General features: G+C 64.0%; 24 protein-coding genes, 1 tRNA gene and 1 pseudogene. 17 read left to right on the top strand and 9 right to left on the bottom strand.

Translation table 11 applies throughout. From position 1 onward, the window contains the following. The first annotated feature begins 39 nt into the window (after nt 1-39). The 3 genes from V474_RS03355 (at nt 40) to V474_RS24775 (ending at nt 2,204) form a co-directional block, all read left to right on the top strand. The gene (locus V474_RS03355) at nt 40-900 is read left to right on the top strand and encodes an NAD(P)H-binding protein (RefSeq protein ID WP_059150104.1); all 861 of its coding nucleotides are present in this window, start codon (nt 40-42) and stop codon (nt 898-900) included. Next, on the top strand, nt 897-1,277 hold the full coding sequence (locus tag V474_RS03350; RefSeq protein WP_059150103.1) for a VOC family protein: 381 nt from the start codon (nt 897-899) through the stop codon (nt 1,275-1,277). The genes V474_RS03355 and V474_RS03350 overlap by 4 nt, the downstream gene beginning before the upstream one ends. Before the next feature lie 94 nt (nt 1,278-1,371). Then, nucleotides 1,372-2,204 (top strand): IS5 family transposase gene (locus V474_RS24775; RefSeq protein ID WP_236710762.1). Its coding sequence is split into 2 segments (ribosomal slippage): nt 1,372-1,906 and nt 1,906-2,204, totalling 834 coding nucleotides; the frame shifts between segments, so codons are not numbered across the junction. A gap of 50 nt (nt 2,205-2,254) precedes the next feature. On the opposite strand, the gene V474_RS03345 is transcribed toward V474_RS24775, so the two are convergent. Genes V474_RS03345 through V474_RS25455 form a run of 7 tightly spaced genes read right to left on the bottom strand, consistent with a single transcriptional unit; the run spans nt 2,255 to nt 7,242 of the window. Next, nucleotides 2,255-3,394: a DUF1501 domain-containing protein gene (locus V474_RS03345; RefSeq protein WP_059150102.1), complete on the bottom strand. Its 1,140-nt coding sequence runs from the start codon at nt 3,392-3,394 to the stop codon at nt 2,255-2,257. Between the two features lie 2 nt (nt 3,395-3,396). Then, nucleotides 3,397-4,779 (bottom strand): DUF1800 domain-containing protein, encoded by a 1,383-nt coding sequence (locus tag V474_RS03340; protein WP_059150101.1) that lies wholly within the window; start codon nt 4,777-4,779, stop codon nt 3,397-3,399. After that, entirely contained in the window at nt 4,776-5,252 is a 477-nt protein-coding gene (locus tag V474_RS03335) for a periplasmic heavy metal sensor (protein WP_059150100.1), read from the bottom strand. The genes V474_RS03340 and V474_RS03335 overlap by 4 nt, the downstream gene beginning before the upstream one ends. Continuing rightward, complete coding sequence (locus tag V474_RS03330) at nt 5,249-5,665, bottom strand: hypothetical protein (RefSeq protein ID WP_059150099.1); 417 nt, start codon at nt 5,663-5,665, stop codon at nt 5,249-5,251. The genes V474_RS03335 and V474_RS03330 overlap by 4 nt, the downstream gene beginning before the upstream one ends. Next, entirely contained in the window at nt 5,655-6,221 is a 567-nt protein-coding gene (locus V474_RS03325) for an RNA polymerase sigma factor (RefSeq protein WP_236710590.1), read from the bottom strand. The genes V474_RS03330 and V474_RS03325 overlap by 11 nt, the downstream gene beginning before the upstream one ends. After that, nucleotides 6,218-6,607, bottom strand: a complete 390-nt coding sequence (locus tag V474_RS03320) for an EF-hand domain-containing protein (RefSeq protein WP_148649272.1) — start codon at nt 6,605-6,607, stop codon at nt 6,218-6,220. The genes V474_RS03325 and V474_RS03320 overlap by 4 nt, the downstream gene beginning before the upstream one ends. Further along, a complete protein-coding gene (locus V474_RS25455; protein WP_148649271.1) occupies nt 6,607-7,242 on the bottom strand; it encodes a hypothetical protein in 636 nt (211 codons plus the stop codon). Before V474_RS25455 ends, V474_RS03320 begins: the two co-directional genes overlap by 1 nt. 2 nt (nt 7,243-7,244) lie before the next feature. Between V474_RS25455 and nhaA the strand changes: the two genes are divergently transcribed. The 6 genes and pseudogenes from nhaA to V474_RS03290 all read left to right on the top strand — a co-directional run bounded on the left by nhaA (nt 7,245) and on the right by V474_RS03290 (nt 12,940). Next, nucleotides 7,245-8,438: a Na+/H+ antiporter NhaA gene (nhaA, locus tag V474_RS03310; protein WP_059150096.1), complete on the top strand. Its 1,194-nt coding sequence runs from the start codon at nt 7,245-7,247 to the stop codon at nt 8,436-8,438. Nucleotides 8,439-8,504: 66 nt separating this feature from the next. Then, the gene (locus V474_RS03305; protein ID WP_236710586.1) at nt 8,505-10,310 is read left to right on the top strand and encodes an SLC13 family permease; all 1,806 of its coding nucleotides are present in this window, start codon (nt 8,505-8,507) and stop codon (nt 10,308-10,310) included. A 93-nt stretch (nt 10,311-10,403) separates the two neighbouring features. Then, complete coding sequence (locus tag V474_RS03300) at nt 10,404-11,654, top strand: DUF2254 domain-containing protein (RefSeq protein ID WP_059150095.1); 1,251 nt, start codon at nt 10,404-10,406, stop codon at nt 11,652-11,654. Between the two features lie 351 nt (nt 11,655-12,005). After that, nucleotides 12,006-12,272, top strand: a pseudogene (locus V474_RS26475) (multinuclear nonheme iron-dependent oxidase); the annotation flags it as partial. Continuing rightward, nucleotides 12,269-12,418 (top strand): HvfC/BufC family peptide modification chaperone, encoded by a 150-nt coding sequence (locus tag V474_RS24770; protein ID WP_082699577.1) that lies wholly within the window; start codon nt 12,269-12,271, stop codon nt 12,416-12,418. The pseudogene V474_RS26475 and the gene V474_RS24770, both read left to right, overlap by 4 nt. Before the next feature lie 24 nt (nt 12,419-12,442). Beyond that, a complete protein-coding gene (locus V474_RS03290; protein ID WP_059150093.1) occupies nt 12,443-12,940 on the top strand; it encodes a hypothetical protein in 498 nt (165 codons plus the stop codon). Here the strand turns inward: V474_RS03290 and V474_RS03285 are convergent. Next, nucleotides 12,912-13,433 (bottom strand): DUF1993 domain-containing protein, encoded by a 522-nt coding sequence (locus V474_RS03285; RefSeq protein WP_059150092.1) that lies wholly within the window; start codon nt 13,431-13,433, stop codon nt 12,912-12,914. The two genes, V474_RS03290 and V474_RS03285, sit on opposite strands and share 29 nt — an antisense overlap. Before the next feature lie 393 nt (nt 13,434-13,826). Between V474_RS03285 and V474_RS03280 the strand changes: the two genes are divergently transcribed. From V474_RS03280 to V474_RS03245, 8 genes are all read left to right on the top strand, one after another. Continuing rightward, nucleotides 13,827-14,966 (top strand): sterol desaturase family protein, encoded by a 1,140-nt coding sequence (locus V474_RS03280; RefSeq protein WP_059150091.1) that lies wholly within the window; start codon nt 13,827-13,829, stop codon nt 14,964-14,966. Between the two features lie 3 nt (nt 14,967-14,969). Next, a complete protein-coding gene (locus V474_RS03275) occupies nt 14,970-15,578 on the top strand; it encodes a TetR/AcrR family transcriptional regulator (protein ID WP_059150090.1) in 609 nt (202 codons plus the stop codon). Nucleotides 15,579-15,608: 30 nt separating this feature from the next. Continuing rightward, nucleotides 15,609-16,760, top strand: a complete 1,152-nt coding sequence (locus tag V474_RS03270; protein ID WP_059150089.1) for a lysozyme inhibitor LprI family protein — start codon at nt 15,609-15,611, stop codon at nt 16,758-16,760. A 272-nt stretch (nt 16,761-17,032) separates the two neighbouring features. Next, complete coding sequence (locus V474_RS03265) at nt 17,033-17,590, top strand: peroxiredoxin (protein ID WP_059150088.1); 558 nt, start codon at nt 17,033-17,035, stop codon at nt 17,588-17,590. A 47-nt stretch (nt 17,591-17,637) separates the two neighbouring features. Further along, complete coding sequence (locus V474_RS03260; RefSeq protein WP_059150087.1) at nt 17,638-18,888, top strand: protein-disulfide reductase DsbD family protein; 1,251 nt, start codon at nt 17,638-17,640, stop codon at nt 18,886-18,888. Nucleotides 18,889-18,941: 53 nt separating this feature from the next. Then, on the top strand, nt 18,942-19,508 hold the full coding sequence (locus V474_RS03255; RefSeq protein ID WP_201785985.1) for a sigma-70 family RNA polymerase sigma factor: 567 nt from the start codon (nt 18,942-18,944) through the stop codon (nt 19,506-19,508). Continuing rightward, nucleotides 19,501-20,130, top strand: coding sequence for an NrsF family protein (locus V474_RS03250; protein ID WP_059150086.1), 630 nt, complete (start codon nt 19,501-19,503; stop codon nt 20,128-20,130). Before V474_RS03255 ends, V474_RS03250 begins: the two co-directional genes overlap by 8 nt. A gap of 181 nt (nt 20,131-20,311) precedes the next feature. Next, nucleotides 20,312-21,586 carry a DEAD/DEAH box helicase gene (locus V474_RS03245; protein ID WP_236710583.1) on the top strand — a complete coding sequence of 425 codons (1,275 nt, stop codon included), beginning with the start codon at nt 20,312-20,314 and terminating at the stop codon, nt 21,584-21,586. A gap of 344 nt (nt 21,587-21,930) precedes the next feature. Here the strand turns inward: V474_RS03245 and V474_RS03240 are convergent. After that, a tRNA-Arg gene (locus V474_RS03240) sits at nt 21,931-22,007 on the bottom strand. Between the last annotated feature and the right edge of the window lie 60 nt (nt 22,008-22,067).

The following is a 22,067-nucleotide window of genomic DNA, read 5'->3' as shown; positions in this document are numbered from 1 at the left end:
ACTTCCGGGACGAACATTATATTTGTGAAGGAAGCAGCCATGAAAATCGGTGTCAGCGGTGCGAACGGTAAGCTCGGGCGTTCCACAATCGCCAACCTGATCGCGCGGGATGGCCACGAGGTCTTCGCGATTTCGCGTACTCCTGATGCTATCTCCACCGCAGCTGTCACCACGTGCTTCGGAGATTATGACGACCCGGCGAGCCTGGCCGGGGCCTATGCCGGTCTGGACAGCCTGCTCATCATCCCGAGCGCGGACCTTCGCCCCGACATTCGCGGCCCTCAGTTCATCCGCGCCATCGATGCGGCGGTCGCCGCTGGCGTTGGCCGGATCGTAATGGTTTCTGCGCAGGGCACGCGCAAGGTGATGACCCCGTCGATGGCCAATGACTACTGGATCGGCGAGCAGCACCTCATCGCCAACGCGCCGAACTGGACGATCCTGCGCCCCAGTTTCCACGCCGAAGCGATGGCGCAGGAAGCGCAACTGTCTACCGCGCATGGCGTGCTGACCGGCCTTGGTGAGGAAAGTGTTGCCTATGTCTCGCGCGACGATCTTGCCGCCGCCGCCGCGGCTGTGTTGACGGGTGAGGGGCATGACGGCGCCATCTATCAGATCAGCGGGCCGGAACGGCTGACGGGCCGGGAGAAGGCCGCGCACGTCAGCGCCGTTTTGGGGCGGGAGATCGGTTTTATCGTCATGGAGGAGGCGGCCCTGCGCGACGGGCTGAACCAGGCGGGGATCCCCGCAACTTTTGTCGACGCCATCGTCGAAGGCAAGCGCGAGGCCGCTTCGCACAATTACGACTATCTGTCGGGCGACGTCGAACGCCTGACCGGGCGCAAGCCGCGTAACTTGTCAGCCGTACTAGCCGAAGCGCTGATCGCGGAGGCGGCATGAGCGGCTTCACGCATATCACCGTCGGCACCAACGACATCGAACGGTCGCGCCGGTTCTACGACGCGGTGCTGGCCACGCTTGGCTGGACCCGCCTCCTCGATCTTGAGGACAACGCATCGATGTGGGGGGATGGCGAACCGTGCTTCATGGTCACCCGGCCCCGCAACGGACAGCCCGCAACCGTCGGAAACGGGGTGACGATCAGCTTCGCGGCGCCGAACAAGGCTGCCGTCCGCGTATTTCACGAAACCGCGCTGACACTTGGCGCGCCCGACGAGGGGGCGGTTGGCCCCCGGCCATGGGCACCCGGCGCCCTGGCCGCCTACACCCGCGATCCCGATGGCAGCAAGCTCGACGTCTATGGCGTCGCCAGCTGAGATCCGTCTTCAATCCTTAGAGCCCGCCCCGAAAGTTGTTGAGCAATACCAGTATGTTGTGATTCAGTCCGTCCTGCGAGAGATGGAGCGATCAATGACATGGACTGGTATTGCCCGGCAGGAGCATAGCCGGAAAGGATTGCGCTATTCCAGTGATATGACGGACCGTGAATGGTCATTGGCGGCGCCGTTTATCCCACCGGCCAAGCGTGGAGGCCGTCGTCGGACGACGGACATGCGCGAGGTTGTGAATGCCTTGCTCTATATCGCGGCAAGTGGCTGCGCCTGGCGGCTTCTGCCCAAGTGCTTTCCGCCGGTATCGACGGTGCAGCGCTATTTCTACGCTTGGCGCAACACCGGTTTGCTCGAGGCCATGAACACGGTGCTCGTGATGAACCTACGCGAGATCGAAGGGCGCGAAGCCTCGCCGAGCGCCGGTGTGATCGACAGCCAGTCAGTGAAAACCACCGAAAGCGGCGGCCCTTGCGGGTATGACGCGGGCAAGAAGATCAAGGGCCGCAAGCGGCATATCCTGACCGACACCTGCGGCTTTCTCATCTTCATCCTCGTCCACACCGCCGACATCCAAGACCGCGACGGTGCCGTCGATGTCCTCAAGGCCGTGCGAAACGCTTCCCGTGGCTGCGGCATGTTTTTGCCGATGGGGGCTATGCCGGTGACAAACTCAGGAATGCACTCGCCGGATCGGGAGCGTGGACGATCAATATCATCAAACGGTCCGACAAGGCCAAGGGCTTCCACGTCCTCCCCCGCCGATGGGTCGTCGAACGGACTTTCGCATGGCTCGGCAGATGCCGCCGGCTCGCCAAGGATTGGGAGACAACCGTCGCGTCCTCGATCGCATGGGCGACCATCGCCTCGATCCGCATGCTTACCCGGCGAACTGCAAGGTATTGCTTTGCTTGATTATCTTCTGAGTCAGACACTTATAATTTTTGCTACTCCGGCGTTTCGGCTCAGCTCCTCAACAGACCACCGATGTGCTCTATCGGCTTAGTGGCCGAAAAGAGCTTGCCTGGATCGATGCCGTAGCTTTGCGCGAGCACATTGCCGATAACGACTTCCAGCGACATAGTCGGGCGCAAGTCCCGTCCTTCGTGCAGCGCGCCGGGTGACAGCCCCGGCCAGTCCGCCAGCACTTTCCTGCCCTGCACCGCACCGCCAACCAGCAGCGTGGCGGAGGCCGTGCCATGGTCCGTACCGCCGGTTCCATTAGCCGCCACAGTGCGCCCGAACTCGGTGGCCACCAACACGATGGTTTTGCTCCAAACAGTTCCCATGCCATCGCGAAGGGCGGCGAGCATCGCATCCAGCCGCTTGAGTTGCGTCGCCATTCGCCCGCCCTGGCCGCTGTGTGTATCCCAGCCGCCGGTTTCGATCATCGCCACGCGCGGGCCATCGGGCCGGGCGAGGAACCCCGCGACAAGGCGCCCCAGCGCGGCCGGGTCCTGCCCACCGGCATCCTCGCCCGCCTGCGCGCGCGTCGCCATCGCGGCGGACCACAGGGCGTGGAGCGCAGCATCGCTCGCATAAAGGCCCTCCACCCGCGCCATCAGGTCGTCGGTCGCGCGCGGGAGGCTCGACGAGGCATAGGAGGTAACCGGCGCCGCGCCGCGCAAGGCGAGCGGCACAATCGGCGCGAACGCGATCGGCTCGGCATGGGTGCCCGGCATGAGGCTGACAAGGCGGTTCATCCACCCGTCCTTGATCGCGTAGGGCCGATTGCCGCCCGTCTCCAGCACATTCTGCCCATCGAAATGCGACCGCTCGCGATAGGACGAGGCGACGGCGTGGAGCGCCAGCGCCTGCCCGTCGGCGTACATCCTGCCGGTTTCCTTCAGCGCCGAATGAAGCCCGAACATGCCATCGAGCTTGATCATATTTGCCGGGTCTATGGCCAGAGCGCCCCGCGCCGCCGCATAGCCGGGATCGCCATGGGGCACGACGATGTTCAGCCCATCCGCCGCGCCGCGCTGGATCACGAAGACGAAACGCCGGTCTCCCGGCACGGCTGCAAAGGCGATGCGCGGGCAGAAGAGAGCCCCCGCTCCGACGGCGGCGATGTTGCGCAAGGCATGGCGGCGCGAATACGTCATGATCACCTCCTCAGGAATTCCGGCGATACCAGCAGCAGCGCCAGGCCGGTCGGCAGGCTTTCCGCCCGCGCGATCGCTTGCGCCGTCGCGGGGGCCAGGTTTCCGGGCAGAAGTTTTGGCGCCAGTTCGCGTGGATCGATTGCTCCAGTTGCGCGCACCGTCAGGCGCTGCGCCATTTCGACGCGGCGCACGAGCGCATCGGGCGCGGCCCAACTGGCCGCCACGTCGTCGAACCCGGCGGGCGATCCGGGGCGCCACACCGGCTGCCCCAGTTGCTGCATAACGCCCGCGACCTGAATCTCGTTGGCATCACTCATACCCAGGCCGCGCATCGAGGAGATCAGCCATTCCCACGGCGTCTTGAACTTCGCCAGGGTGGGCGCCCAGCTTTCAGGCGCTACCACCAGCGCACGATAGACGGCCGGCAAGTCGCCACTGCTTTCGCGAAACGCAGCGGAGAGACGGGCGACCAATGCAGGTGGCGGTTCGTCCGCAACGAAATGCCGCGCCAGCTTCGTCGCAATGTGGTCGGCCGTGGAGTGCGCGGCGGCAAGTTCGCCAAGGATCGCCAGTGGCTGCCCCTCGCCTTGCTGGGCGTAACTGCGGCCCATGATCGTGCGCGTCCCGGGTTCGTGCAGCATTGGCCTGAACACGAAGCTGCCCGGATCCCCGGCCCCCGCGCGCACCTTGCCGCCCCGGCCCAGCCCGACGCTGCTCCATCCCGTGAGAGCACGGGCGAACTCGGTTATGTCGGCCTGGGTGTATCCGGTACGGGCGCCCAGCGTGTGAAGCTCCATGATCTCGCGCGCGAGGTTCTCGTTGAGCCCGGGCGCCTTCTTCGGATCGCGGCTAGTCGCACGGCGAGCGAACGCGCTGCCGGGGCCAACCGACTGCGCCTGATCCAGAAAGAGTTGCATCGCCGGATGCCGCTCTACCGCGAGCAGCATGTCCTCGAACCGGCCCAGCACGTGCGGACGGATCGCCTCGGCCTCGAATGCGCCAGCGAAGGGGATCACCGTCTGCTTGTCAGCCGAGATCGCGAAATGGTTCGACCAGAAATGCACCAGCCGCTCGACGAATGGGGTCGGCGTCGTCAGCGCGCTGACCGCGCGGGCATTCGCGGCAACGCGCAGGATATCGCGGCCATCCTTGCGCAGGTCGATGCGGGCGCGTTGCTTGGCGTCGCCCTGCGTCGATCGCACCTCCTGTCGCTCGGCGATATAGCCGGCCGCGATCGCCTGGCTGCCCGGCAAGGTCGCCCAGGCCGGAGGGAGTGCCTCGTAACGGCCGAATTGGTCGAGCAGGAAGCCCTTCGGGTCGCGCGACAAGGTCTCGTCGGGACGTGCGCCGAGTCCAAAGCGGTTAAGCGCGATGGCAATGGTCATGGCCGCTTCTCGTGTCCGGGCGATCGCGGCTGCTGGCGTGTCAACGCCTCGAGCAGCCGCAAGCGCTCTTGCTGCGGCAATCCAGCAGCGAAACCGGCGATGCTTGCCTCCAAGCGGGTGCGTACGGCGCTGTCTGCGGCGCGGCCGCGCGCCAGCGTGGCATCCAGCGCAGCCTGGTCGAGCGTGGGCTGTGCAAGAAGCCGGGCCGCCTCCCGCCGGGCCGCGCGCGCCTCGCCGAGCTGGGGCTTGAGCGTGCGCATGGTTTCCACCACCGTGCGGCGCAGGTCTCGGCGATAGGGTTGAGGCAGGTCCTGGGCCGCCATGCGCAGGCGCCCGGCGCGGCCCAGGCCGTTCACCGGAGGCTGCACCTCGGCGCGCTGCCACATGACACCCGCGCCGACCAGCCCGCCGATCATGAATACGTTGAGGACCAGCGAGCAGACCAGCAGGATCTGGAAACCGCGCCCTTTCATGGCGTGACCTCGCCGGTATCGAGCGATGCGAAGATCGTGTCCTGATCGTCGGATAAGGCCAGCATCTGCCGGTTCGCCACACGTCCATGCTGCACGTCGAGCGTCAGCATGCCTGCAGCAATGCCAGCAATCGCCGCGCCCGCCAGGGCCAGCCGCGCCCACCAGCTGCGCAGAACCGAAAGCCCGGAAACCGGCGCGAATGCCGCCAGCGTCCGCCCGACCAGCGCTGCGTGAGGGGCGGGGATGCGATGTCGCGCCAGCAGAGCATCAAGCGCCTGTTCCTCTCGCGCGCGAGCTTGCGCATCGGGAACCTGCGCCAGCAGCCGCGTGGCCGCCTCCCGCTCATCGCCGGGCCAGCGCTCGGGGCTGGAGCCGTAGGCGGCCAATATGCGTGACAGGCGTTCAGGCGTCATCGTCCGTTTCCAGCAAGAGTTCGCGCAAGGCGCGCCGGGCGCGCGACAGCAGGCTTTCCAGAGCTTCCACGCTTATCTCCATTAAGGCCGCCGCATCCGCGTTCGAGAGTTCCTGATAATACTGCAGCACGATCGCCTCGCGCTGGCGCGGCGGCAGCGCCTGCAGCGCGCGTTCGATACGCCGGTTTTCGTCCATGCTCGCCAGCGCCTGATCCGGCAGCGGTGCCGGGTCGATACGCTCGGGCGGCTCCGGGGTCAGCGTCTCGCGCCTCCGCTTGCGCAGCCGGTCGCGGCACAAGTTGAGCGCCACCTGATGGAGCCAGGTATCGAACCGCGCTGCACCGAAGCGCCAGCCCGGCGCCTGCCGCCATGATCGCAGCAGACTTTCCTGCGCGATCTCCTCCGCCGCAGCCACATCGCCCAAGATGCGGGTCCCCAGCGCGAGCAGGCGGGGCAGCTTGGCCGCGACCATGCGCCGCGCCGCTGCCGCATCGCCTTGCACGACGCGCCGGACGAGTTCCGCATCCGGATCGTGGCTGTCGCCGATCCCGCTCAATCGCCAGCCTTCTCCCGCATGGCATCCATCATCGCCTTGCGCTCGTCGGCCGACAGGCGACCGTCGTGGTTGGCATCCTGCCGGTCGAACCGCTTCGTTGCCAGCGCATCCAGTTCCGTGGCTTCAAGGAAGCCGCTGCCGTCCGCGTCCATTCGCGCGAAGGCGCGATCCGCCATTGCTCCCCTGCCCCGCGCCTTGGCGGCGGCGGACCATTCAACGGCGCTGACACGGCCGTCACCGTCCGTATCCGCCCGCATCATCCGGCTGCGCAGCGCGGTCTGGAACTCGACCTTGCCAATGCCTTCGGCCTTGGCGGACGCGGGAGCGGCCAGAGCTGCGACAGGAAGCAGCGCGACCGGGAGGGCAAGGATGGCCAGGCGGCGCATCAGTGCCGCCACCCGTCATGCTTTTGATGGCGGATGTTGGCGCTTGCCCGATCCTGACGGGCATGCAGCCGTGCACGCTCGCGCGGGTTCATCCCGCCGGTCTCGCGCATGCGATGTTCGGTGCGGTGGATGCGATGCTGCTGGCGTTCCAGTCGCGCCGTCTCACGCCCGGTCAACTCACCCGAGCGCCACCCTTGCGCAATGCGCTGCTGCTGGTTCGCCTGCCGTCCGTTGACCCCTGCCATGGCCGGAGTGACGATCATGGTCGCGGCCATCAGGGTCGCGCCCATGCGTGTCGAAAGCTTCTTGACGTTCATGACTTCACCTCGTGAGGGTTGATCGAACATGCCACGCTGCTGCGCGACAGCTCTTGAACGCGGGAAAATCGAAAACCCGTCGCTTCGATCGTCAAAAATCCGGTTCGTGGGGTCGACCGGCGTTTTCACAATCCCACACAACGGTCGCGAAATCCGGCGCTTTTCGACCGGCATCGGGCGCATCTCGGAATGATCCTTCAAGGTTGCCGCATGCTCACTCCAATGCGATAGGCAGCTTCGGGTGTTCGTTTTCAGAGGCGGGCAGGTATCGTAGCGTTGGTCGGGCCGCCAGCGCATGATGAACTTCGCCCGGAGCACCAATGGCCATCACCCCACGCATGCGCATCAGCGCAATCCGTCGCTTTTTGCACAGCCAGTCTTCCGCCGGTCTTGTTCTCATGGCTACGGCAGCAGTGGCGCTCGTGCTCGCCAACTCTCCGCTCGCGAGGACATACGAGGCGGTTCTGCACATCTATCTGGGGCCGCTTTCTCTGGCCCACTGGATCAACGATGCCCTGATGGCAGTTTTTTTCCTGCTGGTCGGGCTGGAGATCAAGCGCGAGATGCTCGACGGCCAGTTGTCCACGTGGTCGCGTCGGATCCTGCCCGGGATCGCCGCCGCAGGAGGAATGGCGGTGCCAGCGCTGCTGTTCTATGCCTTCAATACCGGCGCGACGGCGCGCGGATGGGCGATCCCGGCCGCCACCGACATCGCTTTCGCGCTAGGGGTCATCTCACTGTTGGGGAATCGGGTTCCGGCCTCCCTGCGCATCTTCCTTGCCGCACTCGCCATCATCGACGACCTAGGCGCGGTGATCATCATCGCAATGTTCTATACCGCCGATCTTTCGGTAGTCGACCTTGCCTGCGCGGGCGGAGTAGTGGCGGCGCTCGTCGCGCTCAATCGCTTCCGAGTGAGGAGCCTGACGCCCTATCTCCTGCTGGGCGCGCTGCTTTGGGTATTCGTGTTCCGCTCCGGAATTCACGCGACCCTGGCCGGCGTCGTCTTGGCGCTGACAATCCCGATGGAGATTACGCCGAGCCGGTCCGACGTCGATGCGACCAGCCCGCTTCACCGGCTCGAGAATTTTCTCCACCTGCCGGTCGGCTTCCTGATCGTGCCACTCTTTGCGCTCGCCAACGCTGGCGTACCCGTGCTGAAGTTGCCCGCTGAGGCGCTGGCGGCGCCGGTAACCCTTGGCGTGGCGCTCGGCCTGCTGCTTGGCAAGCCGGTGGGCGTCTTTGGGATGTCGGCGGCTGCCATCCGGTTTGGCCTGGCGGATGCGCCCGCTCATGCGAGCCGGCTGCAAATGTTCGGCATCGCCTTGCTATGTGGGATTGGCTTCACGATGAGCCTGTTCATCGCGCTTCTTGCTTTTCCGGGAGACCTTATCCTCCAGTCCGAGGCAAAGATCGGGATCATGGCAGGCTCCCTGCTCTCGGGGCTTCTGGGCTATACCGTATTGCGCCTGGCGGACCGGGAAAAGTCAAAGGCTGCGGCAAGCGTATGGTGATGGCCTGAAGCCGCACTCACAGGTCGTGCGTTTCACCTCTCGCCCAACGGTTAGCAAGGAGCCAAGATGTCCCCCGACGGTTTGATGTCTATCTGGCACGACGCCAAGCCGTTTGTCGGCCTCGTCATGGTTGTGCTGCTGTTCGTGTCCTTCGCCCTCGAGCGCTTCCCGCCTGTCGTGATCGCCCTGATCGGCGCCGCACTGATGCTCGGGACCGGAATCTTGGCCCCAGCGGACGTTCTCACCGTCTTCTCCAATCCAGCGCCGATCACGATCGCCGCCTTCTTCATCCTGTCCGGCGCCTTGATCAGGACGGGCGCGATCGAAGCATTGGCCAGCCTCATGATAGCCCGCGCGCGGGAGCGGCCGCGACGAACGGTGGCCGAACTGATGGGCACGGCCATGCTCGCGCCGGCGTTCATCAACAACACGCCGGTCGTCATGGTCCTGATCCCGCTGGTCAAGAAGCTGGGCCGCACCGTGGGCATCGCCGCGACCCGGTTGCTGATCCCGCTGTCCTACCTCGCGATACTGAGCGGCACGCTGACCCTCGTCGGTACATCCACCAACCTTTTGGTGGACGGCGTTGCCCAAGAAAGCGGTCTTGCGCCTTTCGGCATTTTCGAAATCACCGCCGTGGGTGCGGTCGCCCTCCTGAGCGGCGGCCTCACACTTCTACTGCTTGGACCCAAACTCCTGCCCAACCGGCCCGACGACGAACTCGATGTGGATAGCGATCGCCAGTACATCACTGAGCTCCTTCCGACGTTCCACGGCGCCGCGGGCCGCCCGCTCAGCGAATTCGGTGCTCTGCGGCGCGGCGCCGTGAAGGTGGTCGGGATCAAGCGCGGCTCGCAGGTCGTTCGCAACGTGTCGGCAGGTGAGGAGATTCTATCGTCCGACCGAATCATTGTGGCCACGAGCGCTCACGAACTGGATGCTCTGGCGCGGTCCCACGATTTCATGGTCGGGCTGCAGAATGTCGGCCGACCGATCAGGCTTGCCCATGACGAACGCGACGAAGCTGTAAGAATGGTGGGGATCACACTGGCGCCAACCCACCCGGCGATCGGTCGCCGGATGCGGGAGATACCCTTCCTGTCCAACCTTGGCGTGCGCGTTCTTGGCCTTAGCCGTCCGCGCCATCTCGCCGGGCCGGACCTTGCAAACGCGCGTCTGCGGGCTGGCGACAGCCTGCTGGTCGCCGCAGACGACCAGGCGGCTTCGGAGTTGCGGGAAAATGCCAATTTCATCGCCGAGGATACCAGCGGGGTGCGGCGCTACCGCCGCCACCGGGCGCCCATCGCCGCGCTGACCCTGGCCCTTGTCATCCTTGGCGCCGCGTTCAACGTGATGCCGGTCTACGCCTTTGCGCTGCTTGGCGTGGCCATCGTGCTCGCGACGAGATGTCTGGATGCCGAAGAGGCGTGGGCGGCCATCGACGGCAACGTCATCGTCCTGATCTTTGCGATGCTGGCATTCGGGCTCGGACTAGAGAAAGCCGGAAGCGTCAAGCTGATCGTTGATACCCTTTCGCCATGGATGGACGGCCTACCGCCTCTGGCACTGATTTTTGCCATCTACGCCGCTACGTCCGCCTTGACCGAGACGGTCACCAACAACGCGGTAGCCGTCATCATGACCCCGATCGCGATCGGCATCGCCGGGCAAAGCGGCGTCGATGCGCGCCCGCTCGTGATCGCCGTGATGTTCGCTGCCTCCGCCAGCTTTGCGACCCCCATAGGATACCAGACCAACACTATGGTCTATGCCGCCGCCGACTACCGCTTTGCCGATTTCGTCAAGATCGGCCTGCCAATGAACATCATCGTCGGCGTGGCGACGTGCGCGGCGATTTACGCGCTTACCTGATTCGCTCGATCTTTTGCGGCGCTCAACGACCTATGGAACATCAGGCCCCGCCGTCGCTTCCCGTTTGACCTTCAGGCGGACGGGAAAGAGCCAATGAAACGATGGCAGTGGGCCGTGCGCCTGCTCACAAGGCGCATGTGGTTCCGGGCCGCTCTGTTCTGCGTCTTCGCCGTGGCCCTCGCCATGGCCGGAGCCCTGCTGGGGCACACGATTTCCTACGATTTCGCAGGTAAGGTCGGTGCCAAATCCGTCGACAATATTCTCAATGTCCTCGCTTCGAGCATGTTGGCCGTGACAACGTTTTCGCTGACCGCAATGGTTTCTGCCTATGCCGGGGCGACGAGCAACATCACACCGCGGGCCGTCCAGCTGCTGATCGACGATACGACCGCCCAGAATGCGCTCGCGACGTTTCTCGGCAGCTTCCTCTTCGCCGTGGTCGGGATCATCGCCCTGTCGACCGGGCTCTATGGCGAAACAGGACGCGTGATCCTTTTCGCCGGCACGATCCTTGTGATTGCGTTGATCGTCGTGACGTTCCTGCGCTGGATCGAGCACATCACGCGCTTTGGCCGGGTCGGCGACACCATCGAACGTGTGGAGCACGCCGCCACGCAGGCAGTGCGTGCGATGGCTCAGCGGCCTCGGTTCGGTGAGAAGGAGCGCCGTGCCGTTCCTTCGGGGGCAACGTGCATCCACCATAACGGCATTGGCAGGATCACCCATGTCGACACGCCCCAACTCGCCGAGGTCGCCAAGGAGATAGGTGGCGAAATCACGCTGTCTGCTCTCCCTGGCACGTTCGTCGATCCTGCACGGGTTATCGCCTGGACGACCGTGCGATTGGATGATCGCCAGATGCGACGCATCCGTGAGGCTTTTACCGTTTCCAACAACCGCGCGTTCGACCACGATCCGCGTTTCGGGCTCGTCGTGCTTTCCGAGATCGGCTCGCGCGCCTTGTCTCCCGCCGTCAACGACCCGGGAACGGCGATCGCGGTGCTGGAAGCGGGCACGCGTGTGCTGGCAGCCATTCTCCGTCACGACCCCGAGGAAAGAGACGATCCGTTCCCTGGCGTCCATGTGCCCGCGTTCGCATTCCCGGACTTGCTGGAGGACCTTTACAGACCCCTTGCGCGTGACGGGTCGGCCACCGTCGAATTGGGCATCCGCCTGCAGAAGTCTCTGGCGGCCCTTGCTGCCATCGAGCCACGGGCACGGCAAGACTGCATGTTGGAGGCCGACGACGCCCTGGCGAGAGCGCAATCTCAATTGGCGAGTTCCACAGATGCAGACAGATTACGCACGGTGCACGATCGAATTAGGCAGCATGCCGATCGATAGCCCGCCTCATCGCAATATGTAGCCGTTGTCGCCTTCCCGCGCATGATCTGCGTGAGAACTGCGGACAGTTCGGCCACTGAATAGAGTTTGCGCAGCAATTCTAAGCCGTGGGTGCCTTCCTCGGCGGGCACCCTAATCAGGGTAATCGGCGTTCGACAAATCATCTTTGAAAGAGCGATGGCAACGTCGAACTCCGGCTCCGGGGGGCGGGGCGAGGATCTACCGCCGACGCAACACCGCGAGGCGGTTCTCCTCGCTCCAAAGCGTGTCCGGCACTTATTCAGCCGCCTTCGGCGCCGCAGGTTTTTTTTTGATTGGACCTCACCTGCATGTTGCTCGAGGGCAGCGCTACAAGCCTATGTCGCAGGCATCCCCGCAGACCGCGTGCGCCAGGTCCACCTGGCCGGACACACCCCAGGCCCGCAGATGTTGATCGACACGCACGACCAGCCCGTCCCGCCGTCGGTATGGAGGCTGTACGAAGCGGTCATGGCCCGCCTCGGTCCGGTAGAAACGATGATCGAGCGGGACGACGCCATCCCTCCGCTGGGCGACCTGCTCACCGAACTGGACATCGCGCGCGCCATCGGCGGCGAGATGAGTCGGAGGGTGGCATGAGCCTCGCCGAAGCGTTCGAGCGAGTGCATTCCTGGCTGGGCGACAAGGCATTCCTGGCGGCTGCGATCACCCATATCGACGCGAAACCGTCCCGGCACTGGACACTGGACGCCTATTCGACAGGGTTCCCCGAGACACTGGAGTGACTATATCCCGACGATCCCGAGATAGTGGAACTCGCCCGAATCGAATGGGCATTGGCGCAGGCCTTCACGGCGTGCGGTATCGCTCCCCTGACGCCGGCAGCGATTGCCCAGGTCGATTGGGATCGGGCCGGAATCGAATTCGCGCCTTCCCTGGCGACGCTGGACGTCTTCACGAACGCTACGGCGATCTGGTCTGCCCTGGTTGCGGGGTATACACCCCCGCCGGCGCAGCGACTGCCCGAACGGGCCGCACTGATGGTCTGGCGGAAGGACTTCACGCCGTGCTTTCGGACCGTTGACATGGTGGAGCGCAGCGCCATCGCGCAGATGCTGGCGGGAAATTCGTTCGCGACACTGTGCGCCGCCCTGGTTGAGCGCTCCGGGGAAACCGCGGGCGTCGCTGGTGCGGGAGCCCTGCTGGGTCTATGGGTTGCCGATGGGCTGATTGTCGCCACACACGCTCACTCGCCCGAGTGTCGCACCTGGCCGATGGTCATGCTTTCTTGCGGACCCGTCCGTTGAAATCGCGCTTGCCGATCTGCACACCCTTCATCCGCAGGATGTCGTACGCGGTCGTCGCGTGAAAATAGAAGTTGGGCTGCGAGAACGACAGCAGGAAATCCTCGGCTAGAAAGTCGATATGGCTCTCGCCGAAGGTGAAGCGTATGTCCCGCCCGATAAAGCTCTCCACCTCGTCGGGCTCGATGGCTTGCAGGTTGGCTATCGTCTCGCCCACCCGCTGGCGCAGCGCCTCGAACGTGGTCGGCAACGGCGAGCTGTCGGGCGAAAAACTACCCCTGCGAACGCCCTCGATCGCGCCTAAGGAATGGACCGCCGTGGACTTTACCTGATACGCGAAAGGCTGCATGTCGTCAGCAAGCCGCGCATCGATGAGAGCTTCCGGAGACCAACCTTTTTCATCGCAATAGGCTTCTGCCGTACCAACAAGCCGCTCGACTGAGCCGAGAATTTGCAGATACGATGGAATTGTCGCGGCATAGAGGGTCAACGGCACGTCTATCTCCCATGATCTTCAGCCATGGATAGCAAGCTCGAGCCGCATGGACCAGTGCTGCCGCACCGCTTCCCGGTGGTTCGGAAACGTCGCTGCACCCGAAAGCCCCTTTCCCGGCACAGGAAAGACCTGGATGACTGGCTTACCTTCACCGAACGTGTTTCCCACATCGGCTACCCAAGGCTCAGCGACGAGATCGTAGTGTTGGCCCTATCCGGCCCCTTTCGCGGCAAAGTCCCGGTCATGGCAAACAGCGCCGCGTTCCTCCGCGCTGATATGCCCTCTAGATCAGGTTTGTCGCCCTTGGGCAGCCCAATCGAACACTGTCTAATAAATAATTAGACATCGTTATTTTTCGCCGATAGAAGTGCCTCGATCTTCTGGGGAATGAACATGTCGGGATATCTGAAAAGGCTGGTGCGCGATCTTGAAGCGCCGATCGAAGCTCGCGGCTTCGGCACGGGCTGGTTTTCGGGATTCTTCGCGCTGCTGCTGGCTGCAGCCGGACTGTGCTTCGTCGCAGCCCTGCGATGGCCCGACTGGCTTTCTACTCCCGAATTGGCGCGCGTACTTGGCTTACCGGTCTTTCGCATAGTCGTTCATGCCACATTGCTGGGCGCCTATGCACTGGCGCTGCTCAGCCTGCTGCTGCGCCCCCGCAAGGCGCTGGGCCTGACCGCGCTGGTCGTGGCGCTGGCTGGCACGATCCTGGGCGGCGCCTCGGTGCAGCCGCGCGAGATGCACGATTGGGGCATATTCTTCGGGGTGGACTTCTTTGCCGTGAACCTGATCGCCACCGGCCTCATGTTCGCCCCGCTGGAACGCCTTGTTCCGCACCGCTCGAAACAGCGCCTGTTCCGCGCTGAATGGCGCGAAGACCTGTTCTACTTCCTGATCAGTTCGATGCTGGTCCAGCTCATCACGTTCCTTGCGCTCGCGCCGTCCAGCTACCTGAACACCCACGGCACCGGAATTTCGGGCATCCGCGCCGTAGTCGCGGGGCTGCCCTGGGCGGTGCAGTTCCTGCTGGCGATGTTCCTCACCGATCTGGCGCAATACTGGTTCCACCGGCTGTTTCACCGCATTCCCTTCCTGTGGGGTTTTCATGCAGTGCATCATTCCGCGCGATCGATGGACTGGTTAGCGGGTGGACGCATGCATTTCGTGGAAGTCGTGCTGCTGCGCGGGGTTACCTCGCTGCCGCTGCTGACGCTGGGCTTCCTGCCCTCTGTGATGCAGGCGTACATCGGCATGGTCTACGTCTATTCCTCGCTGGTTCACGCCAACATCCGCGGGAATTTCAACCGGCTGGGCCGCTTCATCGTGGTGCCGCGCTTTCACCACTGGCATCATGCGCTGGAGGCGGAGGGTATCGACAAGAACTTTGCCATCCACTTCCCCTGGCTCGACCGCCTGTTCGGCACCCACTACTTCCCCAAGGGCCAATGGCCGCTGGGCTACGGCGTGCCCGAAGCGGTGCCCGCCGGCTACCTTGCGCAGATGCGCTATCCGTTTGTGCGCAAGGCGGATTGAACAGTGGCACGGCGATCCGACCACGGCCGCGATGAGCTCAAGGCGTTGATCCTCGATACCGGACGGCAGATCATGGCCGAGGGTGGCTATGCTCGCTTCTCCGCCCGCGAAGTGGCCAAGCGCATCGGATATTCGGTCGGCACGGTGATGCACGTCTTCGGCAACGTCGACCGGCTTGTCATGGAAATCAATGCGCGGACGTTCCGGCTGTGGACCGAATGGCTGGAACACCGTCTGGACGGCGCAAAGGGGCGCGAACGCATCCTTGTTTTGGTGCAGGGCTACTTCGACTTCGCGCAGATACATCGCAACCTGTGGGCGGCGATCGATGAACTCCGCGTCCCCGAAGGCATGCTCATGGAAACAGCCTTGGCCAGCGAGCGGGTACACCTCACCGACGTCATCACACGCGAAGTCGCAGCAGTGCTTCCCGGCAACGGAAGGGCAGATGCTTCGGCACTCGCCAGTTCCATGATCGCCGCAGTACACGGACACTGCGCATTCCAGCTCGGCGGCACGTTCACGCTGATGGGCGTCGAGAAGCCCGCCGAACTCGCAGCGGCGCGCATCATGGAGACACTTAGCGCGAGAGGTGCGCTGACAGTCTCCTGAAGAGGACAAGTTTGAAAGCGGAGAAGCTCGATGAATGTATGCAGGCACCTTGCCATGATCTGGGGATTGGCAATCATCACGGCAGGCCCGGCTCAGGCGCGAACCGACCCTGCCGACAAGGCAAGTCCCAGCTTTTCGTGCGCATCCGCGCAATCCACCGTCGAAAAGGCGATCTGCGCCGATCCTGCGCTGGCGGCGGCCGACCGCGATATGGCCGCGCTGTTCGCCCTTGCCCGGCAAAGTGCGTTCGGCTCCGGCCCGTCGAATGAACTGGTCACCCAGCGCCAGACCCTCAAGGACATGCGGGACTGCGAAAAAACCGTCGGTACGGTGCTCATGTCGAAGTGCCTGGCTGCGATCTACCGGAACCGCAACGGCGAACTGGCCACCGCCGTCCTGATGCGGGCGCCGGAAACGGCTCTGCCGATACTGCGACGCGTCGATGCGGGCTTTGCGCCCGTGCTGGAGGCAACCGCGCTATGGGCCGGCGAGCCCGTGAATGCAAAGTGGTCAGCGCCTGAACGGATGGCCAAGAAGAAACGCATCATGGCACTGCTCCAGCCTTACCTGACCAAGCTTCGCACAAACGAAGACCAGTCGTTCGGCTGGTCGATCTTGTCCAACCCAGGGGTAAGCGCGCCAACCGTTGCCCGTATCGAGGACATTTTCTTGTCCGACCGCCATTTCGCGGCGCTGCTCAACGTCCTCGGCCCTTATCTTCCTGAAGATAGTGGCACGGTGATCACCCGCACCCTGCCATGCGCCGCGATCGTGCGCCATCCTGCCCTGCTGGAGGCTACCGATTCTGTGTTCGGTTCGACGATGGACAACTTCGTGCTACGCAGCGACTGCGAACAGACCCTGCCTCCCGCGCCCGCGTTGAGCGCTCTCGACAGCAAGATCAACGACACTTGGCCGAAATGCGAAGGAACCATACGCTTCGCCGCCTACCGTTCCTATGGGAATGCGCTCAGCGCCGCGCGCCTGGGGCGGACGGACCACGCCGGCGCACCAGATGCCGCCGCTCCGAACCGCGTGTCCCTTGCCGAGATCGACGCGGCCCGCCGCGAACTGGTGCGATACTATGCCACTTATCTCGGCAAGTCTTCCTCCGATGCAACGATCACGGCCAACGACGCCATCGCCGCCCTGCTGTCGGCCGCCCACAGCTGCGGCACCTGAGATTCAAACCTGAATTCGGCCACACACAGACGTGAAAGGGGAGATTTCGGTGAAATAGCTCCTCTTTCGCCTCGCCACCTCGCCACCTCGCCACCAAGTAGATCGGCATTGCAGATCTATTGCTCAGTGCTATCGCCCGCTGGAATCCATTTCCAAGAAAAATTGCGACCTTTCATGCAGGACCGCAACTTTTTGCCGAGCGACAGCGAACACGGTTGTGAAGGCACCCGATCGGCGCGCCTTTCATTACAATCCGTGTCGGAGCTGAGCCAATGAAAATCCGGAAGAATGTCCCCCTGTCGCTGGCCTGTGGACTGCTGATGGCGGCAGTGCCCACGCCGAGTTTCGCAGCGCTGCCGCAAGGCGCCAAGGCACCCGATTTCACGCTGAATGCGGCGCTCGGCGGCAAGTCCTTCAATCTGTCACTGGCAAAGGCACTGAAAAAGGGCCCGGTCGTGCTCTACTTCTTCCCCGCCGCCTTCACCTCAGGCTGCACAGTGGAAGCGCATATGTTCGCCGAGGCGACGGGCAACTTCAACAAGCTGGGTGCCAGCGTCATCGGCGTCACCGCAGGCAACGTCGAGCGGGTGGCAGAATTCTCGAAGTCGGAATGCCGCAACAAGTTCGCCGTAGCCGCCGATCCGGGCGCCAAAGTCGCGGCGAAATTCGACACGACGATGCAAGGCGCCAAGCAGACGATTTCGAACCGTACCTCGTTCGTGATCGCCCCCAACGGCACCATCCTGCTCAGCTATACCGACATGAACCCCCAGGCGCACATAGAGAAGACGATGGCGGCGGTGCGCGCATGGAAAGCCAAGCACGGCTGATCCGGCCAGTCGCTCTCGGTCGTCCCCAGTCCCTGTGAGTCCTAATCATGCTTGTTGCCCTGTTGTCCGCCTTTCTGGGCGGGCTGATCCTGAACCTCATGCCCTGCGTATTCCCGATCATTTCGCTCAAGGCGTTCGGGCTGGCACGGCAAGGGGGTGACCCGAAGCGCATGCGGCAGGAAGGGGCGGCCTTTTTCGCCGGCACCCTGCTCGCGATGCTGGCGCTTGCCGGCACTCTGATCGCGCTGCGTGCCGGCGGACAAGCGGTGGGCTGGGGCTTCCAGCTCCAGTCGCCGCTTGTCGTGGGCCTGCTGATCCTGGTGCTGCTGGGTTCCGCGCTCAACCTTACCGGCCTGTTCGAATTCGGGCTTGGCCTGCAGCGCATGGGCCAGACGCTGGACGACAGGGACGGGCTCCTGGGCGCGGCACTCACCGGCGCGCTGGCGGTTGTGGTGGCGACGCCCTGCGCTGGCCCCTTCATGGCCGGAGCCATCGGTTTTGCCCTGGTGCAGCCCCCCTTGTCCGCGCTCGCCATCTTTGCCGCGCTGGGCGCCGGCGTCGCGGCGCCGTTCACGCTGCTGTCCTTCAGCCCGGGACTTGCCCGGCAGCTGCCGCGCCCCGGCGCATGGATGACGACACTCAAGCAAGCGCTGGCCTTCCCGATGCTCGCCGCTGCCGCGTGGCTGCTGTGGGTACTGGCCCAGCAAACGGGCAGCGCAGGCCTGGCCCTGATGCTCGGCTGCGCGCTGCTGCTGGCTTTCGCGTGCTGGATCTTCGGCATTGCGCAAAGGCGCGGCATGTCCGGCCGACCCGCGAAGACCCTGCACGGCATGGCGGCCATCGGCTTAGTGGCTATCGGGGTACTTTGTGCCTCGCCCGGCAGCGCCCTGCGCGCGCCGGCTACCGCTCCCCTCGCCGAAGCATCCACGCCATCGGCCGAGATCAAGCCCGTACCGTGGTCGCCCGAAGCGGTCGCCAAAGAGCGTGCGGCGGGACGCGCCGTATTCGTCGACTTTTCAGCGGAATGGTGCCTCACCTGCAAGGTGAACGAGAAAGCCGTGCTTTCCACCGCTGCGTTCAAGGCCGCCATCGCCGAGACCGGCACGACTTACATGGTGGCGGACTCGACCAACTATGATGCCCGGATCGAGCAGGCTATGATGGAACTTGGACGATCCGGGCTGCCGCTTTACCTCGTCTATCCGGCCAAGGGCGGCGATCCGGCAATCCTGCCGCAGCTGCTCGACACGAAGACGGCTGTTGCGGCCCTGAAAACCGCCTCAGGCAAGAAGGTTTGACGAAGCAATGATGCTATTTCGAATGTCGCCGCCAGAGGCTTCGTAGCACCCGCGTGGCGGACGACCTGCCTCTGGAACATGCCTGGCCTTGCCTGATGGCGCAGGCGCAGGACGGTGACCAGCGCGCCTACCGACTGGTGCTGCGCGCGCTGGTGCCAGTCGTCCGCGTGCGGGTCCGACGCCGGATCTTCGATGACGTTCTGGCCGAGGATGTGGTGCAGGAAGTGCTGATGACGATCCACCGGCTGCGGCATACCTACGACCCGGCACTGCCGTTGTCGCCATGGGTATCGGCCATCGTTTCGGCCCGCGCTGTTGATGCGCTGCGCAGGCAGGGCCGGTCGCGCGGACGGGAGGTAAACGATGAAGACATGCTTGGCGCCGCCGTCGATGTCGGAGCATCATCCGCGTTCGAGACAATGGCCACAGAGCGGGAGGTGGCAGGAATGTTGAGCATCTTGCCCGAACGCCAGCGCCAGATGGTGGAAATGGTGAAGCTGCGGGAAATGTCGCTGGACGACGCCGCGCAGGAAAGCCGGCTCTCCATTTCCGCCGTGAAATCCCTGCTGCACCGCGCGTTCCTGAGACTACGTGAACATGGAGATCAGACACATGGTTGATCATGACGCCCTGATCGACACCCTTTGCCACGAAGCCTCGCCCGTCCGCCGCGTGGCTCCGGCATGGCGGCGGGCTCTCGCCTGGGCGCCGGTGGCGCTGGGCGCCGGCTATCTGGCGACCCAGTTCATCCACCGCTCCGGGACTGACTGGGCGGGGCCAATGGCGGGGATTGCTGCCGCCAATATCGCTCTTTCCCTCATGCTCGGTCTTGCTGCCTTTATCGCCGCGCTGTCCGTCAGCGTGGCAGGCGGTGCAGCACGGCTCAACCTTTTTATCGTAGCAGGCGCGGCGAGCTGGCTGAGCCTGGCTCTCTACAGCATCAGCATTTCGGGCCATCCACGAGGCGAACTAGGGCACGGCAGCTACTGCTTCACCTTCGTGCTGGCGGCGGGGATTCCGATGATCTTGGTCACAATCCTCGCGCTGCGTCGGACACGGTCTTTGACGCCCGTTCGCTCTCTGACCCTGGCCGGAGCCGGGATCGCGTTCCTGTCTTTTGCTCTGCTGGCCTTTTGCCACCCTATCGAGATGTCGGCGATGGATTTCATGGGGCACCTTGGCGCCGGCGTGCTGCTGGGCGCGGTCACGGTTCTGCTTGGCCGAAAGTCGATTGCGGCCTGAGGTGCACGGTTAAACGCTCGTTTCGGACCCTGGCAGAAAATACCTAGTCCCGGATTAAAACCCTTCCAGCTTTCCGCATTGACGCGGTGCAGCATCACACCTAACAGCGCGCGCTCTCAATACGCTAAGCCCTATCAGGCGCAGCCTTGCTCAGCGCTGGAGGCGCCGCGTGACGATGAACATGACTTTCGCCGATCTGTCTTTGGCACCGTTATTGCTGCAGGCGCTAGCAGAGGAAGGCTATGTCAGCCCTACTCCCATCCAGGCCCAATCCATCCCGATGCTGCTGCAAGGGCGTGACATGCTCGGCATGGCGCAGACGGGCACTGGAAAAACCGCCGCGTTCGCGCTGCCCTTGCTGCACCGCCTCGCCGTGGATCCCCGCCCGGCGCCCGAGGGCGGTGCCCGCGTCCTTGTCCTCGCTCCCACGCGCGAACTGGTTTCCCAGATCGCCGCCGGCTTCGAGAGCTTCGGCCGCCATCTGCAGCCGCAAGTGGCAACAATCTTCGGCGGCGTCAGCCAATTCCACCAGGTCAATGCACTCAAGGCCGGTGTAGACATCATCGTGGCGACGCCGGGGCGTCTGCTGGATTTGATCGAACAGGGCCTTTGCGACCTGTCGACGCTGGAAGCGCTGGTACTGGACGAGGCCGACCAGATGCTGGACATGGGCTTCGCCAAGCCGATCGAGCGCATTGTCGAAGCGCTGCCGAAGGATCGGCACACGCTGCTGTTTTCGGCAACGATGCCGAAATCCATCGCCGCACTGGCCGACAGCCTTCTGAACGATCCGGCAAAGGTAGAGATCGCACCTCCCTCTACAACCGTCGATCGGATCGAGCAGTCGGTGATGTTCCTCGATGCAGCCGACAAGAAGACGGCGCTGCTGACTTTGCTTCAGGCAAAGGACATCGGCCAGGCCGTGGTCTTCACCCTGCAAAAGAACATCGCCAACGAAGTCTGCGCTTTCATCAGCGAGGCCGGCATCACCGCCGAGGCTCTGCACGGCAACAAGTCGCAGGGTCAACGAGAGCGCGCGCTGGACGCGTTCCGCGCCGGGACCGTACAGGTTCTCGTGGCGACCGATATCGCCGCGCGCGGCATCGACGTCGACACGGTGACACATGTGTTCAATCACGACCTCCCCAGCCTGCCGGAAAGCTATGTCCACCGCATCGGCCGCACCGGCCGCGCCGGACGCAGCGGCTTTGCCATCACGCTGTGCGATGCCGAACAGCGTGCCTGGCTGCACGATGTGGAGCGGGAAATCGGCCGAACTCTGACGGTTCAGGCCGATCACCAGTGGCATTCGGAAACCGCGCGGCACTCGACCATGCGCGCACCCGTTCTGGGAGGCGGACCAGCCAAGAAAATCAAACCGCAGAAAGAGCGCGTGCGGAAAGTCTGGACCGAAGAAGAGAAGCTCGCCGCGCGAGCAGCGGCAAAGGCAGCCTGACAGGAACCTGGATTGGGGTGGCAAGGGCAATTTGCGCAATGCCCGGCGGAAATTCGAAGCGAAGCAAGCCTTCAAGCCACCCCGGTTTGCACGATTACGATTATCGAGCGGCAGAATACCGGAACGCCGGCGCAGTTTGACTTGCCAGCCCCTGCCCGAGCGAGACCATTCGTTCAACTAGATCAACCTAGCGCGCTCGCTCGGTCGATGTGCTGGTTTCTGTCAACCATCTCCCGCGCAAGCCTCTGTTATCGGCCCCGCCGGGTCGACTGGCTTCATCATGACTGAGGCGGATTTTCTTCGGTCAAAGCAGCATGGCAAGCGTGCTGTTCATACCGGAAAGTTGGTGCACCCGACGGGATTCGAACCCATGGCCCCCAGATTAGGAATCTGGTGCTCTATCCGGCTGAGCTACGGGTGCACGCCGTGGCCTCCTAGCTTGCGTGCGGCGGCTTGGCAATCGTGCGAAAGCGAGATCGGC

Origin of the sequence: Novosphingobium barchaimii LL02, assembly GCF_001046635.1 — a bacterium.
Taxonomy (GTDB): Bacteria; Pseudomonadota; Alphaproteobacteria; order Sphingomonadales; family Sphingomonadaceae; genus Novosphingobium; species Novosphingobium barchaimii.
This window is presented reverse-complemented; position numbering and strand designations above follow the sequence as displayed.